At 61.1% G+C, this 21,105-nt stretch carries 19 protein-coding genes and 3 pseudogenes; 16 read left to right on the forward strand and 6 right to left on the reverse strand.

All coding sequences use genetic code 11. The features are described 5' to 3' along the window. Positions 1-105, reverse strand: a pseudogene (locus tag NKI85_RS34700) (IS5/IS1182 family transposase); the annotation flags it as partial. Between the two features lie 5 nt (positions 106-110). Continuing rightward, entirely contained in the window at positions 111-1,889 is a 1,779-nt protein-coding gene (gene ligD, locus NKI85_RS34705; protein WP_352780347.1) for a DNA ligase D, read from the reverse strand. Between the two features lie 158 nt (positions 1,890-2,047). Between ligD and NKI85_RS34710 the strand changes: the two genes are divergently transcribed. The 4 genes from NKI85_RS34710 to NKI85_RS34725 all read left to right on the forward strand — a co-directional run bounded on the left by NKI85_RS34710 (position 2,048) and on the right by NKI85_RS34725 (position 4,467). Beyond that, entirely contained in the window at positions 2,048-2,290 is a 243-nt protein-coding gene (locus tag NKI85_RS34710) for a DUF982 domain-containing protein (protein ID WP_352780348.1), read from the forward strand. A 362-nt stretch (positions 2,291-2,652) separates the two neighbouring features. Further along, positions 2,653-2,895, forward strand: a complete 243-nt coding sequence (locus NKI85_RS34715) for a type II toxin-antitoxin system Phd/YefM family antitoxin (protein WP_352528537.1) — start codon at positions 2,653-2,655, stop codon at positions 2,893-2,895. Beyond that, the gene (locus NKI85_RS34720; RefSeq protein ID WP_352528535.1) at positions 2,895-3,311 is read left to right on the forward strand and encodes a type II toxin-antitoxin system VapC family toxin; all 417 of its coding nucleotides are present in this window, start codon (positions 2,895-2,897) and stop codon (positions 3,309-3,311) included. Before NKI85_RS34715 ends, NKI85_RS34720 begins: the two co-directional genes overlap by 1 nt. Next, on the forward strand, positions 3,301-4,467 hold the full coding sequence (locus NKI85_RS34725) for a tyrosine-type recombinase/integrase (RefSeq protein WP_352780350.1): 1,167 nt from the start codon (positions 3,301-3,303) through the stop codon (positions 4,465-4,467). Before NKI85_RS34720 ends, NKI85_RS34725 begins: the two co-directional genes overlap by 11 nt. Positions 4,468-4,495: 28 nt before the next feature. Here the strand turns inward: NKI85_RS34725 and NKI85_RS34730 are convergent. Together NKI85_RS34730 and NKI85_RS34735 are read right to left on the reverse strand one after the other, a co-directional pair. After that, positions 4,496-5,015: pseudogene (locus NKI85_RS34730) on the reverse strand (RES family NAD+ phosphorylase). Then, positions 5,012-5,401: an MbcA/ParS/Xre antitoxin family protein gene (locus NKI85_RS34735; protein WP_352780352.1), complete on the reverse strand. Its 390-nt coding sequence runs from the start codon at positions 5,399-5,401 to the stop codon at positions 5,012-5,014. Before NKI85_RS34735 ends, NKI85_RS34730 begins: the two are co-directional and overlap by 4 nt. A gap of 259 nt (positions 5,402-5,660) precedes the next feature. On the opposite strand from NKI85_RS34735, the pseudogene NKI85_RS34740 reads away from it, so the two are divergent. Both NKI85_RS34740 and NKI85_RS34745 read left to right on the forward strand, forming a co-directional pair. Beyond that, positions 5,661-5,829, forward strand: a pseudogene (locus NKI85_RS34740) (recombinase family protein); the annotation flags it as partial. A 185-nt stretch (positions 5,830-6,014) separates the two neighbouring features. Continuing rightward, complete coding sequence (locus tag NKI85_RS34745; protein ID WP_352528528.1) at positions 6,015-6,689, forward strand: protein-L-isoaspartate(D-aspartate) O-methyltransferase; 675 nt, start codon at positions 6,015-6,017, stop codon at positions 6,687-6,689. Positions 6,690-6,980: 291 nt separating this feature from the next. Here the strand turns inward: NKI85_RS34745 and NKI85_RS34750 are convergent, their stop codons facing one another. Beyond that, on the reverse strand, positions 6,981-7,241 hold the full coding sequence (locus NKI85_RS34750; protein ID WP_352780351.1) for a group II intron maturase-specific domain-containing protein: 261 nt from the start codon (positions 7,239-7,241) through the stop codon (positions 6,981-6,983). A 675-nt stretch (positions 7,242-7,916) separates the two neighbouring features. Between NKI85_RS34750 and NKI85_RS34755 the strand changes: the two genes are divergently transcribed. The 8 genes from NKI85_RS34755 (at position 7,917) to NKI85_RS34790 (ending at position 14,577) form a co-directional block, all read left to right on the forward strand. Next, the gene (locus tag NKI85_RS34755) at positions 7,917-9,119 is read left to right on the forward strand and encodes an ABC transporter substrate-binding protein (protein WP_352528524.1); all 1,203 of its coding nucleotides are present in this window, start codon (positions 7,917-7,919) and stop codon (positions 9,117-9,119) included. Between the two features lie 78 nt (positions 9,120-9,197). Then, positions 9,198-10,064 (forward strand): branched-chain amino acid ABC transporter permease, encoded by an 867-nt coding sequence (locus tag NKI85_RS34760; protein WP_352458638.1) that lies wholly within the window; start codon positions 9,198-9,200, stop codon positions 10,062-10,064. 5 nt (positions 10,065-10,069) lie between these two features. Beyond that, positions 10,070-11,044, forward strand: coding sequence for a branched-chain amino acid ABC transporter permease (locus NKI85_RS34765; protein WP_352528522.1), 975 nt, complete (start codon positions 10,070-10,072; stop codon positions 11,042-11,044). A gap of 4 nt (positions 11,045-11,048) precedes the next feature. Next, a complete protein-coding gene (locus NKI85_RS34770) occupies positions 11,049-11,828 on the forward strand; it encodes an ABC transporter ATP-binding protein (protein ID WP_352528520.1) in 780 nt (259 codons plus the stop codon). A 2-nt stretch (positions 11,829-11,830) separates the two neighbouring features. Continuing rightward, positions 11,831-12,553 carry an ABC transporter ATP-binding protein gene (locus tag NKI85_RS34775; protein WP_352528518.1) on the forward strand — a complete coding sequence of 241 codons (723 nt, stop codon included), beginning with the start codon at positions 11,831-11,833 and terminating at the stop codon, positions 12,551-12,553. 8 nt (positions 12,554-12,561) lie between these two features. After that, entirely contained in the window at positions 12,562-13,302 is a 741-nt protein-coding gene (locus NKI85_RS34780) for an aspartate/glutamate racemase family protein (RefSeq protein WP_352528516.1), read from the forward strand. 102 nt (positions 13,303-13,404) lie between these two features. Further along, entirely contained in the window at positions 13,405-14,109 is a 705-nt protein-coding gene (locus NKI85_RS34785) for a GntR family transcriptional regulator (protein WP_352528567.1), read from the forward strand. Positions 14,110-14,154: 45 nt separating this feature from the next. Continuing rightward, complete coding sequence (locus tag NKI85_RS34790; protein WP_352528514.1) at positions 14,155-14,577, forward strand: hypothetical protein; 423 nt, start codon at positions 14,155-14,157, stop codon at positions 14,575-14,577. 569 nt (positions 14,578-15,146) lie between these two features. Here the strand turns inward: NKI85_RS34790 and NKI85_RS34795 are convergent. Then, positions 15,147-17,696, reverse strand: a complete 2,550-nt coding sequence (locus tag NKI85_RS34795) for a caspase family protein (protein ID WP_352528512.1) — start codon at positions 17,694-17,696, stop codon at positions 15,147-15,149. A gap of 728 nt (positions 17,697-18,424) precedes the next feature. Here NKI85_RS34795 and NKI85_RS34800 point away from each other — a divergent pair. After that, positions 18,425-19,129 (forward strand): Crp/Fnr family transcriptional regulator, encoded by a 705-nt coding sequence (locus NKI85_RS34800; RefSeq protein ID WP_352528510.1) that lies wholly within the window; start codon positions 18,425-18,427, stop codon positions 19,127-19,129. A 952-nt stretch (positions 19,130-20,081) separates the two neighbouring features. Continuing rightward, entirely contained in the window at positions 20,082-20,852 is a 771-nt protein-coding gene (locus tag NKI85_RS34805) for a response regulator transcription factor (RefSeq protein ID WP_352528508.1), read from the forward strand. The last annotated feature ends 253 nt before the right edge of the window (positions 20,853-21,105 follow it).

Genomic DNA, 21,105 nt, shown 5'->3' on the forward strand with positions numbered 1-21,105 from the left:
CCGAGTGGCGATGCGGCGGAAATCCTTGAGGCGCCTGAACATGCGCTCGATGGCGTTGCGCTCGCGGTAGAGGAACGGTGAGAAGCAGTTTTTCCAGCGCCGGGTGATGCTCACGCTGCCTTTCTGGCGGCTGCCCTGAACGGACGGTCGATGGTGAAGGCATCTGGACGGATGGCTGCCTCAACCTGGCTCCAGGTCACGGGATGAGCGATTGGGAAGCCAGGTCGCGCTCGTGGGGAGAAGGCGCCGACCGCCGTGTTGCCGCGCCCATTGCGGAGGTAATCAATGAAGATGCGGCCCTTTCGGGCTGCCGGCGCGGCGGACAGCAGATAACGGTCTGGATAAGCGTCAGCGAGGCGCTTGGCGAACGACCGGGCAAGGAGCCGGGCATTGTCGTGCGTGATCTTCGTCTCAAGTGGGGCCATCAGGTGAATTCCCTTGCCGCCCGTCACCTTCGGCCAGCTCTCTAGGCCTTCTGGTTCCATGATGTCGCGGAGCGCTAGCGCGGTCCGGATGACCTCATCCCACTCTACCCCCTCACCCGGGTCGAGGTCCAGAACGATGCGGTCGGCATGCTCGATGTCGTCAACGGTGGCGTTCCAGGGATGCAGCTCTACAGCATCCATCTCGACCAGCCCTAGCAGGCCGGCAAGGTCGTCCACCCACACGCGCACACCTTCGCCACCCTCGCGCTTCTGAAGGCGCAACTGATGCACTGCTGGCGGGATCTTCGGCAGCGCGCCCTTGTGGTAGAAGGTTGCGCCGAGAGCATGGCGGACCAGCTTCAGCGGTCGGTGGCCGAGATGGACGAGTGCCTGATCGGCAACCCTCTGCCAATAGCGCGCAAGCTCTTCTTTGGACGGCGAGACCGCGTCGGGCAGCAGTTGCAGGATGTTCTCGCTGGGAACGCCATGTTCCCGGGCTGGCCCACGTCGCTTTGACGGCGCAGGAGGCTTGGCCGGGATCGCCACGAGGTCTTCTCGCAGACCCTTGAACACGGCTTCACGCAGCACGCCGCGATCTGTTACGCCGCTGAATTGCACCTCGGCCAGCACGTCTGGTCTGACCCATGTCGCCTTCGGCTTCACGATGGGCTCTGACAGGGGTGACTTGCTGATGATCAGCGGGTCAAGCCGCTCTCGAACCAGTTGCGCAGCGCTCAAGGTGTAGCCGCTGCGAGCCTTCCCGGCATAGAGCAGTCGGTCGCCCTCGCGGCGGCCGATGTAGAGCGATGCGATCCGGCGCGGGTGAGCGCCGAGCTTTTCCACGAAAGCGACAATGGGGAAGGTGTCGCTCTTGATGCACTTCACTTTGAGCCAACTCGTCTGGATACCCGAGCGGTACGTGGCATCGGTGCGCTTGGACACAATCCCCTCCAAGCCCATTCGGCAGGCATGTTCAAACACGTCCGTGCCGCTCACCTCCAGATGCTCGGCATAGGTCAGTGTCGGCGCTGAGTTCTTAAGCAGCTTCTCTAGGGCTGCCTTGCGCCTCACCAGCGGCTGCTGTCGTAGATCGCGCCCGTTGAGGTGCAGCAGGTCGAACGCGTAGAAGATGAGCCTCGCCGAGTCTGGATTGCCCAACTCCCGTTCCAAGGCTTGGTAATCCGGCAGGCCGCTATCGCCGAGAACGACAGCCTCCCCGTCGATGATCGCCGCCTTCACCGGCAAGCCCGCCGCCGCTTGAACAATTCGTCGGTATCGATGCGACCAGTCGTAGCCACGACGCGTGAAGGCCCGCGCTTTACCGCCCTCAATGATCAGCTCGGTGCGGTAGCCGTCGTATTTGATCTCGTGAAGCCATTCGCCGCCCTCGGGCGCATTCTCGACCAGCGTGGGCGACTGGAACTCAATGAAAGAGAGCTGGCCATCCCCAGCTTTGGAACTCATGGCACACTCCTGACCTTCCACCCAAACCTTGCGGCCAGTGAATAGGTTCCGCAACAGGGCTGGCCGGAGGAGTAGGGCCCCGAGCCGGTTTACCCGATCCTTGCTCGAAACCGGGCGTGGTTGAGGGAACTCTTAGTTAAGCCGTCGCTTATGTACGAATGTCGCTCCATTGGTTCTCTCCGCCGGTATCCGTAAGGACCACCCGTCCTGGCATTGCTTATCAGTGCAACAATGTCGAGGGAGCCGCCGAGCAAGTGTTGCAGTGGACCAAGCGTGGCCCCAAGTGGCACCGCGCAGTGCAGCTCTGCATGGATGCCATGATCGACGAGGTGAAACCCGAAGTGGTCCGCAGGGCGTTTCTCGAAGCGGCCAAGGAAGAGAGAAACCTAGTGCCTCCTTAGCATCTGCGACCGGAAGCCCTACTCTTGGTCGGGCACGAACCTAACAAAGAGCATCGTCGGCTCTGCAGCGAGGCGGCGGTCGTAGAACTGGCAAGCGAGGACCATTGACTTGCCCGACTACCGCTGCGCCTTCAGCGATAGTCAAGCTATCCGGCATTTAAGCTGACTTGCAGGGGATTTTCTCTAGCATTCTCGCTATCGATAATGACCTCTTATCGATAGCGATCAGACCAAGACTTGACCAATCTGCGGAATCGGCGCTATCGTGGCGCAGAATCGCGTTTATCGTGCATGGCTGGGCTCAGGGCGACGCGAGTCGCATAGCGCGCTACAGCACAGCAAGCTCGTACGAGGACAAAACAATGACCATCACGGTGAAAATTGGCGAGGCCAAAACCCACCTTTCGGAACTGCTCGCTAAGGTCGAGGCCGGTGAGGAGGTGATCATTTCGCGCGGCAACGATCCCATTGCCAAGCTGTCCCGCCTTCCCCAAAACCAGGATCTGGGCGCCTTGATCGAAGAGGTCCGCGCCGCGCGGGCCCGCGCGAAACCTGTCACCACCGAGGAAATTCTGGCCTGGAAGCATGAAGGCCACCGTTACTGATGCGTCTCGTCCTGGACGCGTCCATAGCCGCGGCCTGGCTGCTGCCGGAGGAGCACAGCGCGGTCGCCGAGACCCTGGTTGCCGGCCTGACGGGGCGATCGCCGGTGCCGTCGCTGTTCTGGCACGAGGCGCGCAGTGTCGTGCTGATGGCCGAGCGGCGTAGCCGCATCGCCGCAGGCGAAGCGGCCACCGCCATGGCACGGCTGCGCCGATTGCCGCTGGAGGACGCCGGCGGCGGGTCGGACGGCGCGGTGCTGGCGCTAGCGGCCGCGCACGGTCTCAGTGCCTATGACGCCGCCTACCTTGCGCTGGTAATCGAAACCGAGTTGCCGCTGGCGACCCTCGATCGCAAGCTCGCCGTTGCCGCGCGCGGCAAGGGAGTCCGCATTTTCGGACCGCTCGCCAATGGCAACTGACCTCGTCGCTCGGCCACCTGGCAATGGTGTTCGACGCGCCGAGGCGCTCGACGCATTGGATTCGGTGCTGCCCTTCGACCGCCGCGATTTTCTGTCCGATCTCCTGACCGACGACATCGCAACGCTGCGCCATCTGGCCAAGGAAGACATTGGCGCAAACTCTCTCCGCGCGCTGGCCTCCGACCTTGGCTATCTCGAGGCATGGTCTTTTGCCGCCACTGGTTCTCCGCTGCCCTGGCCGGCGCCGGAAGCGCTTTTGATCAAATTCATCGCGCACCACCTGTGGGATTCTTCCCGGCGCGAGGCCGACCCGGCCCACGGTATGCCCGAGGAGGTGACGGCCGCGCTGAAGGCGCAAGGGCTTTTGCGCAGCGACGGACCGCACGCGGCCGCCACCGTGCGCCGGCGTCTGTCGAGCTGGTCGACGCTGACCAAATGGCGCGGTTTGCGCGGAAATTTTTCAGCCCCGGGCCTGCAGAGCGCGATAAAGCTGGCGGTGCGCGCCAGCGCCCGCCCGCGCGGCCGCAAGAGCAAAAAGGCGGTGACCGCCGATATTTTGGCCGCCCTCCTGAAAGCCTGCGCCGGCGACCGCCTCGTCGACATGCGCGATCGCGCGCTGCTCATCACCGCCTTCGCCTCGGGCGGTCGCCGCCGCAGCGAGGTTTCTGACCTCCGCGTCGAACAGCTCATCGAAGAAGAGCCGGTGCCCGCGAATCCCAAGGATTCAGAGGGGCAAAAAATTCCCTGCTTAAAAATCCGGCTCGGCCGGACCAAGGCGACACAGGCCGATCGCGACGCTTTCGTGCTGCTCGTCGGCCGGCCGGTGACGGTGCTGCGAGCGTGGCTCGAGCGCGCCGGCGTCACTGAAGGCGCCGTGTTTCGCGGCATCGACCGCTGGGGCAATCTCGAAGCGCGCGCCCTGACGCCGCAGGCCGTCAATCTGATCCTGAAGCGCCGCATCGCCGAGGCCGGGTTCGATCCGCAAGCCTTCTCCGCCCACGGCCTGCGCTCCGGCTATCTCACCGAAACCGCACGCCGCGGCATTCCGTTGCCCGAAGCCATGCAGCAGTCGCAGCATCGCTCTGTGCAGCAGGCCTCGAACTACTACAATGACGCGGAATGCACGCTCGGGCGGGCGGCGCGGATAATCGTCTGAGTCGCAGATCGATCCGACCCTTGCGGCGTCAGCTCCAGCACAGTTGGTTCCGAGGCAGCCCGACGTCCGGGATAGATCACCCTGACTTGATGCGGAAGCACCTCGCCCCAGCTCCACAGCACGAGGTTCTGATCGGATGTGTCGGCACCTGGCGCGAAGCTGGGCACGAGAATGCCGAACTTGCCTTCAGCAACGAGGCGGTCATAAATGCTCCATGACGGCGGCCGTTTGCCATCGGCGAGAAAATCCATCCAGCCACAAGCCATATCTTCGAACCGGATCCCGGCGTCGGCCTGGCCTTGCGCCGTCCTCAGATTGATAATGTCATCGCAATCGATCTCGTATGAGCAGAGCACGCACGGATCAATGCGATGTGCAAAACCCTGATTGGCCTCCTTCACGGCCGTCATGACGTCGAGCGCCAGATAAAGCGTAGGCACACCTTTCGGGTTGAATCTGGCACCCCGAATAGCCGCTCCGTCGCCTGAGATCGGCTGGAAGGACCAACGCGGATCATGGGCGCGGTAGCAAATTCCGGCAAATCTCAAGCAAAGCCACGAACGGCGACATGATCCAGGTAGTCGCGAACCGCGCTGGCCTTGCCTTCCTTAACCAGAGCTTCCGCCGTCCGCCCGCCGAATGCCGGTATCGGCTGCGCCCGGTACCAGGCCATCGCCTGCTCCTTGCCTCCAGCCCAGTCGGTCACCCTGCTGATGATCTCAAGCATTTCGCGAAGGCGACCTTGCGTCTTTGCAGCATGGCTACGCTCAACCCTATAGACGGTTTCCCGCGCAAGACCCGCCGTTTCGGCAAGCTGACCTTTGGACATACCGAATCCATCCGCAACCTGGGCGATAGCGATCTTCCCAGCCCGATCCATATAGGACAGCACCAACGCTTCGTTCTGAACTGGAACTTTCAACGCTTGGGTCATCCTTCTCTCCAATGCCATATTCAGAAACACGTTTCTTGTGCACAAGACATGGCATTGTGCGACGGACTACAAGCCTCGGTTGCCTGACGGGACGTCGTTGAGGCCTCACCAGACGCCTTCATACGTTCGTTTTCTGGCACATTCCTTGTGTGTACAAACGCCCTAAAAACCTTCCCAAGACGACCGAATGCGCGCACAATCGCAAATCCCTGCGGCGCGGCGATCAGGATGAGGTCTCTCCCAGATCGCCGCGCTATAAATCCCCCTGATCCGCCTCATTGGCGGCCGCGTCTCGACCGAGAACCAGGCGACCGCCCAAGTCGACGAACTCAAAGGCGGCCGGCTGCCGCTTGGTCCATCAGGAGCACGGCTCCTGCGCCTCGCGGTCCCGGCCGGTGCTGGCGAAGCTGATGCGCGAGATAGCCGCATATGGGACACACCGCTATGGCGATATGGCGCCCAGAATCTCAAGAGTCGCCGCCGGCGATAACCTGCCAAGACTGTCACCCACGCTTGCCCTGGGCACCCGTAATGGAAATGATGGCGGGCGCTAGCGTGACGAACAGGATATAAGGCTCTCTGGCAGCAAGCTGGTTGAGGAAGCCCCACCGTCATGAAGCCAATGAACGAAGAGCACCTCGCGGTCCTACGCAGGCACATGGTCGAGATGATTGCAATCCATACCGATCTTGCAAGCGAAGAACTCGGCAAGGCGGCGCTCGATGAGCGGGTGATGGCAGCGATGCGGCGAGTGCCGCGGCATCTCTTTGTGCCAGCCTCGGTTGCACCTTATGCCTACCAGGACATGCCGCTGCCGATCGGCTTCGATAAAACCGTTTCGCAGCCTTTCATCGTCGCTCTCATGACCGATCTCCTCGCGCTGCAACCGCACGAGGCGGTGCTCGAGATCGGCACCGGCCTGGGCTATCAAACCGCAATTCTCGCGGAGCTCGCCGGGCAAGTTTGGAGCGTCGAAATCATCGAGGAATTCGCAACCCATGCCGAGGCTCTGCTGCAGGGCCTCGGCTTATCCAATGTCGGCATTCGTGTCGGAGACGGGTCGCGCGGCTGGCCCGAGCACGCCCCATACGACAAGATCCTGGTCACCGTCGCGGCTGGGCGGGCGCCGCCGGCCTTGCTTGAGCAGCTCAAGCCGGGGGGACGCCTGGTTCTGCCTGTGGGACCTGAAGATGTGCAGTTGCTGACGGTCATCGACAAGGATTCGGCAGGGCAACAGAAGACTCGCAAACTCATCCGGGTTCGGTTCAGCCGGCTCGAAACGGTCTAATGAGGTGCGACAACTGGCGCGACCGCGCTTTTCCGACCGTCAATCAGATGCCAGCCTTCCGCGTTTCTTCGCCCTTGGTGAACGCGAAAAAACGGTAGTGTGGAGGTGTGGCGGGGTGGCGGTAGGTTGAACATATCTGTTTGCCGCCCCTTTCGTCTGGCGGTGCCTTACTGGTTCAACCTTGGCTCCGTTTCCACACCCGCTCATCGAACCGGACCTGCAGATCTCCCGCATCCGGCTCTCGGACAAGTACTCACGCCTTCACCCACGACACGCCACGTCCAAGTCGGGTCAGACGTACGAGCCCGAAGTGCTCGTAAAGATGCGAGTCTGGATTGGCCCGCCCTTGCATCGTCTGGTCTTGTGCTTGGAACGCAGCCACCGCCGCAACCGCACTGCAGTGTAACTGTCGAGTACCCGGTATGCCTTGCTGGTGGTTCCTACCGAGAAGTAGTTCGCCCATCCGCGCAGCATCCGGTTTACCTTCGCTGCCAACAATGTGGTCTCTTGCCATGTACCCTTTCGGTCGGTCAGCGCATCGATGTTCTCCACAGCGCGCCTGATGCTCTTCTTCTATGGCCGTTGCGCCAAGCGGGCCGCTGACGATCCTTTCCGGTCGATCTTTCAGAGAATAGGTGGAAGGGGATCTCGCCGTGTGATGGCCGGTGCGGGCACTATAGCTCGGGCCAGAGTGACGCAAGCAAAAGCAGCACAATTCCAATGAATGCGACATTCCAGACGAGCGAAACGAACCAGGGGAACCCCCGCTGCGTAGGGCGAGAGATAAACCAGCCCGGCTGAGAAATAGAGACTAGCTCCCCATTCGCTGAGGCCGCTCTCACGACCGAGCGCATGGACAAGGAAGACTCCGGCCACGAACACCGGGAACGTGTCCAGGGCGGAAGCGGATTGGCAGCCAACCGCAGAGCTGGAGCCCGCTCCCGCCCCTATCCTCCCGCCGACGTTCCCGGCATCGGGATGTTCATTGTGCTTCCAGCCGTAGGGGGAAATGGCAGCCGAATGAATACGCCCCAACAAATGCCAGCGCTACCCGAATTCGAGGCCGATTCGAATCGTCACGTCCTTCATCTACGACTGCTCACAAGATTGTTAACAATCTGAAAAAGTTTTGTTGACAGATGATTGATTTGAGCCTTCACTCACAAGAGTCCGCGTATCGGTCGAGTTCTGTCGCAACAATGCGCGGCCTCCAAAGGGGAAAGAACAATGATCAACAGACGTTCAATAATCACATCCGCGGCGCGCGGCGCCATCTCCGCGCTGGCAATCATGGCCGGCAGTACAATCGCGGTGCACGCCGCCAACAAGGAACTCAAAATCGGCTTTGTCGGCGTGACGAGTGGCGCGGCCGCTGCGTGGGGCACATCCAACGTCCGCTCGATGCAGACGCGCGCCGCCTGGATCAACGAAACCGGCGGTGTGAAGATTGGTGACGAGACCTACGACATCAAAATCGTCACCTTCGACGACCAGAAGGACCCCAAGCGGGCGATCGCCGGCATGGAGAAGATGGCCCAGGAGGGCATCCACTATGTCGTCGGTCCGAATGTCGACGACGGCGCGGCGGCGGTGCGTCCCGTGGCTGAATCCAAGGGCATCATCTATTTTCCCTACGCGTTCCCGAAGGAACTCTACAGCCCGCCGGCGTCCAACGCCGTGCTCGGCATGATCGCCAACTACCAGTCGGCTCCGGCGATCTACAAATATCTCATGGAAAACAGGGGCGTGAAGAAAGTTGCCTTTGTCGCCGCCAACGAATCCGATCCGCTGAGCCAGCGGGATGGCGGTGTTGCCGCAGCAAAGGCGCTCGGGCTCGAGGTTGTGGCTGCAACGGATGTCTACCAAAACGATACCCGCGATTTCACACCGGTACTGACGCCGATCGTTCTGCAAAAACCGGACCTGCTGGTGCTTTCGGGTGTCGCGCCCGGCAATGCGCCGCTGCTGATCCGCGCCGCGCGCGAGCTCGGCTACGAAGGTCTGATCTCCACCGAAACGGCGCAGGATGCCAAGGTGCTGGAAGAGGGCGCGGGCGAGTTGGCCAACGGCTTCATCTCAGTCGGCGGCGCATCGACGCCCGAAATCGCGTCCGACACGATGAAGGAATTCGTCGACCGCTATACGAAAATGTTCGGCGAATACAATGACGAGTCCAACACCAAGGTCTACGCGCTCGAATACATCATCGAGACGCTGAAGGCGAACCCGGCCGCCATCGACAATGTCGAGGAGTTCAAGAAGACGATCGACACTTTCTCGGCGCCCAATCCCTATCTGAAGGGCGATGCCAAGCTGACCTATGTCGGAATGACGTCGTTCGGCCAGAAGCGCCAGCTTTCGGTCCCGATGGTGGTCACGGAATACCGCGACGGCAAGTTCGAGACGCTCTTCGTCGCTCAGGTCGATTGACGCAAACGCACTGAAGCGGATTGCCGCAGAGGCTCGTGCATTCGTCTTGAGCCTCTGAATGGCCGGGGAACCATCCTGATGGAACAAGTCATCGCCAACGGGCTCTATCTTGGCGCGCAATACGCCTTGATCGCGCTCGGTCTGACCCTGATCTTCGCGCTGATGAACGTGCTTAACTTTGCCCATGGGCAGATGTACGTTCTCGGCGGCTTCATCACCTACACCGTCTATGGCCAGCTCGGCATGCCTTTCGTCGTCGCGCTCGTCGCGTCCGGGATCACGCTGCTGGTCATCGGAGCGCTGGTCGAGAAATTCCTTTTCAGAACGGTGATCAAGCGAAGCGTGCGCGAGGAAAGTACGATGCTTCTCGCGGCGGCGGTCGCATTCTTCCTCGACGCCGTGATCCTCCTCCTGTTCGGTGAAAAGCAGCGCGGCGTGCCGAAGATCGTCAACGGCGTCTTCGTCTCCGACAGCCTCATAATGCCTTATGACCGGCTGCTCGTCGGGGCTCTCGCCATACTGTTCATCGCATCCTTCGTGCTTTTCATGCAGTATAGCAAGCCGGGACGCGCCATGCGAGCGCTGGCGCAGGACCGGGTCGCGGCGCAGCTTATGGGCGTCGAGGTCGACCGCTATTCGATGATCGGCTTTGCGCTTGGCGCCATGCTTGCCGGCATAGTCGGCGGGCTGCTGGTCGCCATCACCGGCGTCAATTCGGGCATCGGCGGGCCGATCTCGATCAAGGCGTTCTTGATGGTGATGATCGGTGGGGCCGGCGTCGTCAGCGGAGCGATCGCCGGCGGCTTCATCCTCGGCATGATGGAATCGGTCGGCCTGACGGTGCTACGCCACTATGGCGACGTCACCTATCTCGTCATCTTCGCCGCGCTGATGGTCTTCCTCAGCATCCGCCCGAACGGGCTCATGGGCAAGCCGTGGGGGTGATGGACATGAAGCGTACACGCAACATCTTCGCCGTCGCTGTCTTCCTGCTGGTCGTACTCATCGGCGTGCCCTGGCTGATCGAGGCGACCGGTCGGCTCGACCTCTACTATACGCTGACCTCGGTCGCGTTGCTCAGCATCGCCAGCGCCGGCGTGTGGGTGACCTTCTACATCGGCCGCATCAATATCGGCCAGGGTGCCTTCGCGCTTATGGGCGGCTATGTTTCGGCCATCCTTGTCGTCCAGTACGGTGTGTCGTTCTGGCTGACACTGCCGCTGGCCGGGCTGTTCTGCGCCGCTGCAAGCGTGCTGATCGGACTGCCCATCCTCAGGCTCCGCGGCGTTTATTTCGCCATGGTCACGCTGGTTTTGACCGAAGTAGCGCGGCTGCTGGCGCTGGCGCTGCCGATCACCAACGGCGCCAAGGGCATGGTGAGCATTCCGCTCCCCGGCGGCATTTCGATCTTCGGCCTGACCATCCTTCCCGATTTCGCGACGCTCGCCAATCCACGCCCGGCGTTCTATCTCGTCTCGGTGGTGCTGATGGTGCTGTGCTTTGCCGGGCTTTACCGCCTTGTCCATTCGCGCATCGGCAAGCTCTGCCAGTCGCTGCAGCAGAACGAGGAACTGGCCTCCTCGATCGGCGTCAACATCGCCTATCTGCGCGTCATCGCCTACGCCATCTCCTCGTTCCTCGGCGGTCTCGGCGGCGCGATGTTCGTCGCCATCTCGCAGTCGATCTATCCGTCCAGCTTCACCGTCACCGACTCGGTGAATTTCATGCTGAACTGCTTCCTCGGCGGGCTCAGCTATGTCTTCGGGCCGATGATCGGCACCTTCGTGCTCTATTTCGGCTGGGATTTCCTGTTCGAGACCGGCGAGTTCCAGTTGCTGATCTTCTCGTCGGTGCTGATCGCGCTGATGCTGTTCCTTCCCAACGGCCTGCTCAGCCTGCGGCTGTTCGGCAAGAAGCAGGGCTAGGACCATGACCGAGCTTCTCCAGATCAAGGCAGTGACCAAACGCTTCGGCGGGCTGGTCGCGGTCAACAATGTTTCCTTCGCCGTCCGCGAACGCGAAATCCTCTCCGTGATCGGTCCCAACGGCGCCGGCAAATCGACGCTGTTCAAGCTGATTTCCTCTTTCCTCAGTCCGAGCTCGGGCGAGGTGCTGTTTCGCGGACAGCGGATTTCGGGCCTGGCGCCGCATATCGTCGCCCGGAAGGGCGTCGTCCGCACATTCCAGGAGACGACGATCTTCAAGGGCATGACCGTGCGCGACAACGTCATCATCGCACATCACCTGCGTTCCAATGCCACCCTTGCCGGCTTCTATCTTGGCACGACTACAGCGCGGCGCGACGAGGCCGAATTCGGGCGATCCGCCGACGAGATCATCGACTTCCTCGATCTCGGCGCGCAACGGCATGAGATCGCGAGCACGCTGCCGCACGGGCATCTGCGCGCGCTGGGGATTGCCATCGGCCTCGCCACCAACCCGACCGTGCTCCTGCTCGATGAACCCTTTGCCGGCATGAACCACGACGAAACCGTGCGTGCGGTGAAAATGGTGCGCGGCGTCCGCAAACGCGGCGTGACCGTGCTACTCGTCGAGCACGACATGCCCGCCGTGATGAACATTTCCGACCGTATCGTCGTCCTGAACTTCGGCGTCAAAATCGCCGAGGGAACGCCGAAAGAAATTCAAGAGAACGAAAAGGTCATCGAAGCCTATCTCGGCGCCGAAGACGAGACGATCGGATTTTAGCCATGAGCGAACTGCTGAGCGTCTCCAATGTCGAACTCTACTACGACCACGTCTATGCGCTGAAGGGCGTGTCGCTGAGCGTCAACGAGGGCGAGACGGTAGCGCTGATCGGCGCGAACGGTGCGGGCAAATCGTCAATCCTGCGCGCCATCACCGGCCTGAAAAGAGTCCGCAGCGGCGAGATCCATTTCCAGGGCCGCCGCATCGACAAAACGCGGCCGGACGAGCTGGTCAGGATGGGCATCGCTATGGTGCCGGAGGGCCGGCGCGTCTTTTCCTACATGACCGTGCGCGACAATCTGATGATGGGCGCATTCACCCGCACCGACAAGGCCGACATCGCCAGGACGCTGGACATGGTGCTCGGGCGTTTTCCGCGCCTGAAGGAACGCTATTCGCAGACGGCGGGCACGATGAGCGGCGGCGAACAGCAGATGCTGGTGATCGGGCGGGCGCTGATGGCCAAGCCGAAGCTGCTCTTGCTCGACGAACCCTCGCTCGGCGTCGCACCGAAGCTCGTGCAGGACATCGCCCGCTCGATCGTCGCGATCAACCGCGACGAAAAGGTCAGCGTGCTGCTGGTCGAGCAGAATTCGCGCATGGCGCTGCGCATCTCGCAGCGCGCCTACGCACTGACGACCGGAACGATCGCGCTGGCCGGGGATTCGGCTGAGCTGCTTGCCGACGATCGGGTCAAGAAACTCTATCTCGGCGGCGAAATATGAAGGCGCAAATGGACATACTCGTCGTCAATCCCAACACCACCGCGTCCATGACCGAGAAGATTGGCGAGGCGGCACGCGGCGCGGCTTCGGCCGGCACCAGGATCATCGCGGCCAATCCGAAGGATGGGCCGCCGAGCATCGAAGGCTATTTCGACGAGGTCTTCGCCATCCCGGGAATGATCGGCGAGATCCAAAAACATCCGGCGGCGAGCGCCTGCGTCATCGCCTGCTTCGACGACACCGGCCTAGACGCGGCGCGCTGCGTCAGGGAGATGCCGGTGGTCGGCATCGGCGAAGCAGCGTTTCATATGGCGAGCCTGATTGCCGGCAGGTTCAGCGTCGTGACGACGCTGTCACGTTCGGTGCCGGCGATTGAGCACAATCTGGTGCGCTACGGCCTCGCCAGCCGCTGCGCCAGGGTGCGAGCAAGCGACGTTCCCGTTCTGGAGCTCGAAGTGCTCGGCTCCAACGCCCGCCATCGAATTTCTGAGGAGATCGACTGCGCCATCCGCGACGACCGGGCCGAAGCGATTGTGCTGGGATGCGCCGGCATGGCCGATCTCGCCGCTGCGCTCAGCCGCGAACATGGCGTTCCCGTGCTCGACGGCGTCGCCTGCGCGGTAAAACTGTGCGAGAGCCTCGTCGGCCTTGGCCTGTCGACCTCGAAGCGCGGCGGCTATCAGGTTCCACTCGAAAAATCCTTCGCCGGAATCTTTGCGTCCTTTTCGCCCTCCGGCCGTGTAGCCTGATGCGTGCAAATTTGTTGACATTCCCGCACAGGATGTTCGATGTCCGGCCTGAAACGTGGTGTTCGCGCCGCTATGCGATCCGGCCGCCAGGACAATGAGACGATGGACCTGCTTGGACCAAAGACACGGGATGACGACAAACCGGCGATGCGCTGGTTTCCGGTCTATGCCGGCCTGCGCGACGCCATCGTCAGCCACCGCCTCGCACCGGGTACAAAACTGCCCGAGGACGAACTCGCCTCGATCTATTCGGTGAGCCGCGCGGTGATACGCGCGGCGCTGCAGGCGCTGTCGCATGACCGCTTGGCCCGGCTCGAGCCGAACCGCGGTGCGTTCGTCGCCCAGCCGACCAAGCAGGAAGCGCGCGAGGTGTTCGAAGTGCGGGCGCTGATCGAGCCCAAGGTCGCGGCGCTTGCCGCCGACGTGGCAAAGCCGGCCGAGATCGCGCAACTGCGGCTTCATCTCGAAAAAGAGCACGAGGCCCTGCATGCCGGCCGCGACAGCGACGCCATCATGCTGTCGGCAAAATTCCATGTCGGCATCGCCGAAATCGCCGGCCATTCGATCCTGACCGGCTTCGTCAAAGACCTGCTGTCGCGGTCGTCGCTGATCATCGCGCTTTACTGGCGCCGCCGCGACACCACCTGCGAAAGCCAGGCCCATCACGCCCTTGTCGATGCTATCGAAAAACACGACGCAAAAGACGCGTCCGACCTGATGCGAAGCCATCTCGTCGACCTGCTGTCGGGCCTTGATCTGACGCTTGGCGAGAAGAAGCCCGAGAGCCTGTCGGACATCTTGCGCTGATCTCCGCTGTCAAACCTTTCGCCGCAGTTCGCCTTTGTCCGCGCCATGCTGGGCGTGACTGAAGGCATAGCCTCGGTCCATGACTACTCCTGCTTCTTCGTTCCTGCCGTCATAACACTAGCGGGCGTAGAGTCCCGCGGCGCTGCCCTCCGGCTGCGACTGCTCCTGCTGGGTCATAATCAGTCCTTCCCGCACAACGAGCCGGTCGGGCAACGCGCCCGATCAGAGCTTGAAGCAATCATAAAGCGCGTGTTGGTCGCTCAAGCCGACCCGGCGAAACGCGATGCGCTCGAGCGGGACATCTGCGCGCAATGGCAGCAGTTCGTGGTGGACGGCTCCATGTCGCTTCAGGTGGGCATGACGACGGCGACAGCGCGGAAAGAGACATGTGAGGTGAAAGAAGCGCTTTGGCAACGTGCGAGTCGAGGTCAGCTGGGCAAGCATCCAGCGGGACGACATTGCGAATGACAATGATGTGTGCCGATCCGGACTTTGTCTCGCTTCCTTAGGCGTCAGGTAATGGCGCAACTTCCTGGTTCAGGAACCGGAACAGCTGGTAGAGTCGAGGTGTGGCGCGGCGGCGGTAAGTTGAACATGTCTGTTTGCCGCCCCTTTCGTCTGGCGGTGCCTTACTGGTCCTCCTGAATCGATCAAAGGCCACGGAACGCTAGGCTCATGCGATCCTTCTTCGGCCCTCATAACCTGACCTGATCAACCTCCCCAGCCGCCTCCCCCGCCTCCGCCGCTTCCGCTCCCGCCGCTCCCGCCCGAAGGAGGAATGACGACAGGCGCAGGAACAGGCTCCTCCTCAACCGGTATAATCACTTTCTTGGCGGCCCTCGGTTTGGGAGCGAGCTTGACGACCTTTGGCGGAGGAACCCTGCGAAGGACCTTTGGCGGAGGCGTGGCGACCAGCGGCGACGGTTCAACTTTGGGCGTAAGGGAATTGCAGCCCATGAGGCCCGCCAGGACGCCGGATAGCGTTATTCCGATGATTGCTCGCTTCAATGTCCTTTCCACCAGTGCCTCCTCGTTGATCAAAACAAGTCCCGACGCGGATTGGCTTCTTCCCACAATCGTCTGGCCGCGTTCACCAGTTGCGTATCGAGTGAACCGGAGCCGGGAAGCTTAGATTTCAGTTCCTGGCGCAGCTGCTTCAACGCCGCTGTTTTTGGCTTCGGTCCGAACTTTGCCAGCGTTCCTTTGGCGTCCGGCAGTTCCTTGCGCACGTCGAGCGCAGCCGCAAATGCAAGGAAACGCACGGCAAGACCTTGATCGGCCTTGTCGCCCTTTTGCATTTCGAGGCCCGCGCGATCGTAAGCTGCGAACTGATCGCCCCGCGCGATCCCAATGTCGAACAATCTTTGCGCTTCGGCGAGGTTCCGTTCCACACCGACGCCGTCCCGATACATGCGTGCGAGGCTGCCCGGGGCGTAGGGCTGGCCGAGGTCGATTGCCTGCTGAAAAAGCAACAGCGCCTCCTTCGGATCCTTCTCCACGCCCTGCCCAGACAAGTAATTGCGGCCGAGGAGGTTCATCGAATACATGTCCTGCCGCTGGACGCCGGCCTCCAGGAAGGCAACGGCGCGGGCCGGATCGGCGGTCACGCCGTTGCGGCCCTCGGTGAAGATCGCGGCCAAATCGTTCATGGCATAGGTGTGCCCCATCGCCGCCGCCTTGAGCAGCAGGTCCAAACCCTTGCTGGTGTCGGGCTTGACGCCATAGCCATTGAACAAGGCGCGACCCCACGACGTCATGCCATAGGGATCCCCCTTGTCGGACGCCGCCGCGTAAAGCGCATTGGCCTGTGTGCGGTCGACGGCCATTCCGGTTCCCGTCGCATACATGTAGCCGAGCTCGAACACGGCACGGACGTGTCCCTTCTTGGCGGCTTCCTCGATGGCTGTCCTGCCCTCGTCGACCTTTCCTGCCGCAAGGAGCGCGCGCCCCAGTTCATAGCGGAAGCGCGGAACGGCGGGATAAGCCTTCACGGCGGCCTCGCAAAGCTCTACCGCGCTGGCGCCAATTTCATTTGGGAGCAGGCCGGGGACGACGCCCTGCAGGTCGAGGGGCTCGCCGGCAGCCGTATCGCACGGATCCACTGTTGGCGATAATTTCATTGTGGCGGGCTTGGATGATCTGCTGTCCGCCCGGATTTCGAAGCCGACCTCGACCGTGGCTTCAGCGCCGATCTGGGGTTCGTAGCGCAGCCGGTCGACCTCACCGGACCTCAGGCTCGAGTCGGGCGCCAGGGTTCGATCGGGCAGCGAGAGCGTTCCCGTTGCCGGATAACCCGAAACTTTCAGGCTGACCGCGGGATCATCGGTCGGAAAGTCCAGGTTCAGCGCAACCGGACCGACGCCCACGGGAACGTTGAAATTTCGGTTTTCGAGCGCCTCGGCCGCACCGGTGATATGAATGCCGCGCTCCAGCACGTTCTGCTTCTGCTCGGCTTCGAGCGAGGCCATGATCTCTTCGCCTTGCGCGCCTTCGCCGCTCTTGACCCGAAATACCACGATGCCCTGGGTTTGGCCGCCCCAGTTGTCATGCGTGGCATAGGCCAGCATGTCCACCTCTTCCTGCGTAGCGACACCCTTGGGAACATCCATCTGCAAATGGGGCAGGTCCTTGCCTTGGATCGGCACGCCCACCTCGACAGGCTTGCCGTCCAGCATCAGGCGCCCCAGGGCAGGCGGTCTTTCGATGCTCAAGGTGATCGTACCGCCGTCGACGTCGATCGGTTCGGGCAGCCCCAAGTCGACGGGTCCGACTCCCGAGAGCACGACCTTCTCCAGCACCGGCGGCAGCGAGGGGCGATTGCTGCGGCGCATCAGCACGACTTCGTCGATCAGCGACGAGTTCTCCCAGGGAACCTGGAGGCCGTTTGTGGCTTCCACCACATCGCGGCGCACCGCCGCCATTACGGTGCGGATCTCCTGGTTCGGGGCCAGCGCGCGACGGGAAAACGCCGCTGAGAACGGGCTGAGTTCGCCGACGCCGTCATAAGCCGCCGCCCCGGGCTCGGTGGCAAAGGCAATGAGGGTGTTGAGCGAGCTTCTGACCTGCGCGAGCCCGGCATTGCCGGCGGTGATGAGCTGGTCTCTTAGCCAGTAATTCTTGCGCGGGAACGGATTGTTGCGGCAGGCATCGAGGATGATCACCTGGATCTTCGATTTCGAACGCAACTGTTCCAGCACATCGTTGAGCTTGATGGCCTGGACTTCGATGTCTGCCGCCTGCTTCAAGGAGGCATCGACCGGAATCAGGAAGTTTTCGCCGCCGATCTGGAAGCCGTGACCGGAATAGTAGACCACGGCTAGGTTGGCGCCGTCGACCGCGGCCAGATAGTTGCGGAACTGCTCTTCGAACTGCAGCTTGGTCAGATCGCTTGCGACGAAGACCTCAAAACCGGCCAGTCGAAACGTTTTGGATACGTCCTCGGCATCCCTGGCCGGGTTCTTGAGAGCGGGGAATTGTCGGTAGTCCGAATTGCCGATGACAAAAGCGACCCTTCGGTCGGCGCAAGCGTCAAAGGTCGTGAAGCTCGTGAGGATGAAGGCTGCGATGAATCCGCAACGTCGGAGCATGGCAAATCCCTAACCGCTGTTACCTGGCAACCACGAGAACACAGCATGTGGTAGCAAGGTCCGTTAGAGGGCATGCAATCTGCCGAGACAGAAAGAGAGAAAAGCCGTCGCGACAGCGGGCATATTCCTCATTTATCAAGTGCAAAGTACATCAGAGGCTGAGTGTCCGCAATGATTGTCAAACGGCTTCTGAACTCGGCTATTCGGACCGTGGTCGCTTTGGTCTCTTTAACTACGCCCAACCATACGAGCCGCACCGGAGCAGCGCAGCAACCATTCCGGTCGCGCCGATGGTCCGACCGCTGGTCAGCGGTCTGCGCTTCAGCGCCGCGAAATCCGCTCGCCTACTTAGCAAGATGTGCCGGAGGGCTGGGCCTCAAGACGAAAATCGGGCTGGTATTGGGATCGACGATCGACGCGACATGGGGTTCACTGTGCCGACTTATCCCGATGATCCGACACTTGACTTGGTCCGGCGAGCGCTAGGAAGCCGGTCGCAGGCTAGCTGCTGCCGAGCAATAATCTTACTACACTTCTGCAGGCCTTGGCGTGGATCGTCTCGCCGAAGCCGGAAGACTTAACCGCCTGATGCTTGCAACCCTTTATGTCAACGCAGTCTACCTCATTCAAACAGACGAGGACAGTAGGCAATCCTGCCTCTACCGTCGGTGGTCCTTCTGTCAAACTCGTGCGGGAGCAGTTGTAGGTTGTGCGGAAATTGAAGCAACATGCAAACACTGTTGCAGTTCATACACTCGCATCCCGTAGGGGGGGCATTCTCGAAGGACGCTTGGGGTAACAACGATTTTCTCGGTGTTACCGCAAGAATTTACAAACCCCATTCGGTGATATGCCGCCAGGATGACAACAACGGTGGGATATTCATCGTAAAATCGGGTTGGGCCCTCCTTTACCGCGGACTGCTGGACGGAGAACGGCAGATCATCGACACTCCTCTGCGGGGGGACATTGTCGGTTTCCGTTCCGTGGACGGACCCCGTTTAGCGTCCCTGGCGTCCATAACCGAACTAGCTGTTTACGAAATTTCCAGCAAGAAACTGGTAGAGGCCATCTTGTCGGAAGGCCGCCTCGGCAAGACTATCGCCTGCTCCCTGGCCCGCCTGAACGCCATCCTTGCCGAACATCTCATGAATGCCGGGCGGCGGAACGCGATGAGCCGCACCGCCCATTTCCTGCTCGAGCTGGAGGAGAGGCTCTCGATCGTTGGCCTGTCGGCCCATGGAAGATATGAGTGTCCCCTTACCCAGCATGAATTGGCCGACATTCTCGGAATGACCACCGTTCACCTCAATCGGACGTTGAGGGAACTCCGCAAGGCCGATCTCGTCGCTTTCAAGGCAGGCCATGTAGAGGTGATCAACCGCAAGAAGCTGGTCAAAACAGCCGGATTCGATAGCGAGTACCTCCGGTAAAGGTTATTCCCTCTAGCTCGGGTTCAACCGTCTCTAGCGGGTCGTTCGCGACGCCCCCTGCGGCGCGGTGCTGGGCGCCAGCGCATAGGCCATCAGCAAAATTTCTGCTGGAAGACGACAGTGCGCCGTCGCTGGAGCAAGTTCCAGACGATGTTTTCCGGGCTGGTAGTGCGCGGCTTACCTGGCGGGGCCGCGGTCCACTTTGACGAGGGCAGCCGCAAAGGCCCGATTATTATGACCGACGGCAACCATGGCCTATCACATGAGGAGAACGTGCTGCCGAAACACGTGCAAGCTGTTCCATACACTACGGCAGATACAGCCGGTGTTCTCGGACCTAAAGCGCTGGGCCACGGATGCCACGACCTGCGCCCTGGTCATGCCAATATCCACCTTCAGGAATTCTCGTCTACAATCGCGAGGAACTACCGATCCTCTTTCGAATGGCTGCTGGGGTTGGGGTTGGCTAAGCGGTCCATTCCTGAGAATGGCAGCATCGCCAACCCGGTTGGTCAACCTCGTAGAGGTATCCCACTCCTTGGCATTCCTTAAGCGCTCGGGACTCGTTTCAACGGTTGGCACATGGCCAAAAGAGATTGAATCTCGCCGGACCCGCGCGTCACGATCGAACTCGCGGGAGCTTCAAGGCGGGTGACGCGGTCTCAACACGTGCCCTCTCAGGCCACCTTCGACGCGAAATTTTCTAAAAATTAACTTATGTTAGAGAACGCTTATAAATAGGCGATAGGCTGCACAAGCTGTTCTCGGCTAGGGGCGAAGAACTGCTGAACACTCCCGAGCTGGGTGAGCCTCACGCTTTCACAAGGCTGGGTATTCATACACAAGCGCATTCAAACACAGGGCTGCGTATTCAAACTTTCAGATTGCGAGAGAATCAGGGGAGTTTTGGCAGCCGCAACGCGGCTTGTGTGCGAAACGACTGGGGATTGACATGGGTTCCACGGCAGGACGGCATAACTACACTTCGGCCAATCGGTCAGGAGTCCTGTCCAGCGGAACGGAAAGTGTCCATAGCCAAGGAGGCAGGGGATGCCTCCTCATCCTGGACGGAAGGGCCCTAGACCGCGAGTGTCTCGCATCGGCCCTCGCGGACCACGAATTCGGCATGGAGATCGCCGCCATGGGTTCGATCGATGAATGGCGCGTGAAGAAGGGCTCGGCCCCCCCCCTTGCAGCCATACTCTTCAACCTTGGCGGCCGGAAGGTCACCGATCATGGCATCGCAGACGAGATTAGGCATATTTCGTCCGAATTCAAATCAGTCCCTGTGGTTATCCTGGCCGACACCGAAGATCTTGCACACATACTGACCGCTCTCGAATGCGGCGCACGCGGCTACATTCCGACCTCGGTCGAAATCGATGTCTGTGTCGAGGCTATCAACCTTGCGGCAGCGGGAGGCATCTTCGTCCCTGCGAGCAGTGTCCTTGGCATGCGCCACCTGATAGGTTCGGACAGCCCCGACAAGCAGCCTTTGAAAGGCATGTTCACGCTCAGGCAGGCCGAGGTCGCCCAAGCGCTCCGGCGCGGAAAGGCGAACAAGATCATCGCCTACGAACTGAACCTGCGCGAAAGCACCGTGAAGGTCCACATCCGAAATATCATGAAGAAGCTGAAGGCGACCAACCGCACGGAAGTCGCCTACAAAGTCAACGATCTCTTGGCGGAAGGAACTCTTGCTGAAACGTATCCCAAGCAATAAGACAGCCAGCTCGGGGTGAATCCCGGCGGGCCGTCTTAGGCCAGGATCCGGACTCATAACTAGCATCAGGCGGCGGCGAAGGGCGAAGCTTCGACCCCGGCCATGCCTTAGCTTTTTTCCCATCATCGTGACGATCTTGTGCTACACCTCAAAGCGGTTTGCACTGGACCTGCTGAAGAATGCCGAGGATCAGCCTGGACCATCGGTTGGCGTCACATGCCGATATGCCGGCGCTGGTCTTACTGATGAATGC

This window comes from Mesorhizobium sp. M0571 (assembly GCF_040320985.1).
Lineage (GTDB): Bacteria > Pseudomonadota > Alphaproteobacteria > Rhizobiales > Rhizobiaceae > Mesorhizobium.

What these genes read in the sequence shown, in the direction of transcription:
- NKI85_RS34780 (WP_352528516.1), top strand. Translation starts at nt 12,562, where the DNA reads ATGGACATACTCGTCGTCAATCCCAACACCACCGCGTCCATGACCGAG.
- NKI85_RS34710 (WP_352780348.1), top strand. Translation starts at nt 2,048, where the DNA reads ATGTCGCTCCATTGGTTCTCTCCGCCGGTATCCGTAAGGACCACCCGT.
- NKI85_RS34765 (WP_352528522.1), top strand. Translation starts at nt 10,070, where the DNA reads ATGAAGCGTACACGCAACATCTTCGCCGTCGCTGTCTTCCTGCTGGTC.
- NKI85_RS34795 (WP_352528512.1), bottom strand. Translation starts at nt 17,696, where the DNA reads ATGCTCCGACGTTGCGGATTCATCGCAGCCTTCATCCTCACGAGCTTC.
- NKI85_RS34790 (WP_352528514.1), top strand. Translation starts at nt 14,155, where the DNA reads ATGCTGGGCGTGACTGAAGGCATAGCCTCGGTCCATGACTACTCCTGC.
- ligD (WP_352780347.1), bottom strand. Translation starts at nt 1,889, where the DNA reads ATGAGTTCCAAAGCTGGGGATGGCCAGCTCTCTTTCATTGAGTTCCAG.
- NKI85_RS34760 (WP_352458638.1), top strand. Translation starts at nt 9,198, where the DNA reads ATGGAACAAGTCATCGCCAACGGGCTCTATCTTGGCGCGCAATACGCC.
- NKI85_RS34775 (WP_352528518.1), top strand. Translation starts at nt 11,831, where the DNA reads ATGAGCGAACTGCTGAGCGTCTCCAATGTCGAACTCTACTACGACCAC.
- NKI85_RS34755 (WP_352528524.1), top strand. Translation starts at nt 7,917, where the DNA reads ATGATCAACAGACGTTCAATAATCACATCCGCGGCGCGCGGCGCCATC.
- NKI85_RS34785 (WP_352528567.1), top strand. Translation starts at nt 13,405, where the DNA reads ATGGACCTGCTTGGACCAAAGACACGGGATGACGACAAACCGGCGATG.
- NKI85_RS34720 (WP_352528535.1), top strand. Translation starts at nt 2,895, where the DNA reads ATGCGTCTCGTCCTGGACGCGTCCATAGCCGCGGCCTGGCTGCTGCCG.
- NKI85_RS34800 (WP_352528510.1), top strand. Translation starts at nt 18,425, where the DNA reads ATGCAAACACTGTTGCAGTTCATACACTCGCATCCCGTAGGGGGGGCA.
- NKI85_RS34735 (WP_352780352.1), bottom strand. Translation starts at nt 5,401, where the DNA reads ATGACCCAAGCGTTGAAAGTTCCAGTTCAGAACGAAGCGTTGGTGCTG.
- NKI85_RS34745 (WP_352528528.1), top strand. Translation starts at nt 6,015, where the DNA reads ATGAAGCCAATGAACGAAGAGCACCTCGCGGTCCTACGCAGGCACATG.
- NKI85_RS34725 (WP_352780350.1), top strand. Translation starts at nt 3,301, where the DNA reads ATGGCAACTGACCTCGTCGCTCGGCCACCTGGCAATGGTGTTCGACGC.
- NKI85_RS34805 (WP_352528508.1), top strand. Translation starts at nt 20,082, where the DNA reads ATGGGTTCCACGGCAGGACGGCATAACTACACTTCGGCCAATCGGTCA.
- NKI85_RS34770 (WP_352528520.1), top strand. Translation starts at nt 11,049, where the DNA reads ATGACCGAGCTTCTCCAGATCAAGGCAGTGACCAAACGCTTCGGCGGG.
- NKI85_RS34715 (WP_352528537.1), top strand. Translation starts at nt 2,653, where the DNA reads ATGACCATCACGGTGAAAATTGGCGAGGCCAAAACCCACCTTTCGGAA.